Source organism: uncultured Planktosalinus sp. (genome assembly GCF_963973675.1).
GTDB lineage: Bacteria > Bacteroidota > Bacteroidia > Flavobacteriales > Flavobacteriaceae > Planktosalinus.
Genome location: NZ_CAXBAN010000353.1, coordinates 1 through 2,778 on the forward strand (window position 1 = coordinate 1; position 2,778 = coordinate 2,778).

2 protein-coding genes and 1 pseudogene are annotated in these 2,778 nt (G+C 35.3%); 1 reads left to right on the forward strand and 2 read right to left on the reverse strand.

The window, feature by feature from the left end:
* The coding region (locus AACY61_RS11820) for a lycopene cyclase domain-containing protein (protein ID WP_339611782.1) at nucleotides 1–485 on the forward strand (485 nt) is incomplete at its 5' end.
* Nucleotides 486–488: 3 nt separating this feature from the next.
* Here the strand turns inward: AACY61_RS11820 and AACY61_RS11825 are convergent.
* Nucleotides 489–1,868, reverse strand: coding sequence for a T9SS type A sorting domain-containing protein (locus tag AACY61_RS11825; protein WP_339611783.1), 1,380 nt, complete (start codon nucleotides 1,866–1,868; stop codon nucleotides 489–491).
* A pseudogene (locus tag AACY61_RS11830) lies at nucleotides 1,868–2,778 on the reverse strand (hypothetical protein); the annotation flags it as partial. The gene AACY61_RS11825 and the pseudogene AACY61_RS11830, both read right to left, overlap by 1 nt.

Consider the following 2,778-nt stretch of genomic DNA (forward strand, 5'->3'; position numbering starts at 1 on the left):
TATACCTTGTAAACCTTCCGATAGAGGAATGGATGTTCTTTGTGTGTATCCCTTATGCCTGTATTTTTACACATTATGCCCTATTGCATTATTTTCCAAATTGGAAACTCTCAGAAAATTTAACTTCTGCAATTACATTTATACTCATTGCATTGTTTTTTCTTTTGATTGTGCTGTTTTATGATAGATGGTATCCGGTAATTAATTTTGGTTATGCTATGCTAGTGCTTTTATTGGTATACCATTATCGAAAGGATTTATTACAACAGTTTTACCTTACCTTTCTGGTAATGCTCATTCCTTTTTTTATTGTAAACGGTATTCTTACCGGAAGTTTTATTGAAGAGCAGGTCGTGTGGTATGACAATACCCAAAATATGGGTATCAGAATGGTTACAATTCCTTTGGAAGATAGTGTTTATGCTATGACGATGATTTTAACACCAATGGTCTTGACTGAGTATTTTGAAAAGAGGTTTTCGTGAAAACTACTTTTTAATAAACCTAATTTTTTCCTTACTTGTTGGATAAATAAACTCAACTATATATATACCGCTGGTTAAAAAGGAAACATCGATTTCTGTTTTATCAATCTCCCATTTTTTTTCTAAAACTACCTGACCGGTCTTGTTATAAATAATTAAATAATCTGGTAATTGGTTTGTTTTAATTTTCAAAGTATCATTTGCGGGGTTGGGATACATTACAAAATTGTCAAGTAAATAATCAAAAGTAGATAGAACGTTGTTTTCAAACCATATTATGGTCTGGTCTTGTTGTAATGCAGTAACCGGGTCTAATTTCCCATTATTATTAATATCACCCGCTACTATACTTATTGCAAATGGAACGCTATCACTAATCAATTGAGGTTCATTAAAATTACCCAACCCATCCATATTTTCATACCACCGCATAAAGCCGGGAGACAAGGTAAATAAGTCAATATCACCATCACTATCAATATCTGCAGGGTAAATGCCTGTAATGAGGTGTTCCAATTCAATAAAACGTTCTGAACCAAAAGTACCTTGACCATCCAAATTTTCCCACCAAGCAAATATGTGGTTCTCTCCGGAACTACTGCCAACTAAATCCAAATCGCCATCATCATCAATATCAATTAAATGCATATTTAAAACCGCAATTCCTTCAGAACCTATTTCTTCTGGCTCACTAAAATTACCTTCTCCATCCATATTTTCAAACCAAGCCATAATTTGAAAATTTGGTGTCCCTGAAACAATATCCAAATTTCCATTACCATTAATATCCCCCACAGCAATCCCAAAACCATTTGAAAAATTTGTAATCACCACATTACCAGTAGAAAAACTGCCATTGCCCAGATTGCGATACCAAGTAATACTACGGTCACTGGCTGCACTCGCAGATACTATAATATCAAGGTAATCATCGCCGTCAATATCTCCCAAAACTATACCATGTGATATGGTACTTGGGCTTTCTGTAATTACTTGTGGGAACGCAAAAGTGCCATTGCCATCCAGATGTTCTATCCATCTTAAATTGGGTGGTGTTGAAGTTGAAGTTTGTACAGAAACAACCACATCTTTATATCCATTGCCTGTAAGGTCACCGACAGCAAGTCCTGTTAAATTTTGTAAGTTTTGAGCAATCAAGAGGGGCGTGCTGAAGTTACCCACCCCATCATTTTTATACCAAAAAACTGCATTTTGACCTCTTTCAGTAACTATTATATCAACAAATCCATCATTATCGATATCTTCACCAACAACCAAAGTTGGAACTGATGCCTCATTAAAAACTAAATGTTCCTGCCATTGACTTATTACTTGAAAAGGAAGTAAGAATAATATACAAAAACTTAAATATAAAAACTTCATTACTCGATCTCCTTATATATCACATTTTCTTGAACTGCTCCATCCTCATAATTTTTATCTATTCTATACAAACCTGGGTCAAGTTGTTGAATCAGGTTTGGGTTGTTTATAGCTGTGGAGTCCTGTGAGGTAATCGTGACGTTTGCATTAAACACACCGTCATTAAATTTAGTGATACTGCCACCAATAGGTGCCCGATTCCAGTTATCATAACATTTTCTAGTGTTTTGACCATAGCTATCGGGTAAAGGAGGGTTAAATAAAATTTGAATGGCAGAATGATTGGGATGTGTTATGCTGCTGAAGTCTGTTTCATCTGCTTCTATCATTAACAAGGTATTATAACCCATAGTAAATGAAGTATCCTCATATGGGGTGGGTTCACCATCTGGACAATCACATTGACATTCTCTAAACCTATATCGAAAACCGGGTTGAAAGAGTGGAGGATGGTTAATGCCTACAGGTCCAGATATATAATATTCACCCCTGTAGGGCTCATACAGTGAAGCTACTGTATTTTGTAAAGGTTCAAATTTTGTGGTATTTGAAAGGACTTTATACCGCATTGCTAGAAATTGCTCATCAAAAAAATTGGGGTATTGTAACATACATGGTGAACAATCACTCATAATGTTACTAACATCTTGGGGAAAAGGATTGTAAGGAACGTCATTACTGTCAGTTTGAGAACCATCATTAGTATAAATACAAGTTTGCAAATTCACAAAAGGAAAAGTTGAAGGATTGTTTGGGTCTCTATATGAATTGATAGCCGCAGTCTCTACAATTTTATCTCCTGCCCAACTAGCATTAAAATCTGCATGTAGTGGATCCCGAGGTACATTTTCATTTCCTGAACGTGTATGGCCTAAACCTAAAAGATGAGCTATTTCATGAGGATTTACAA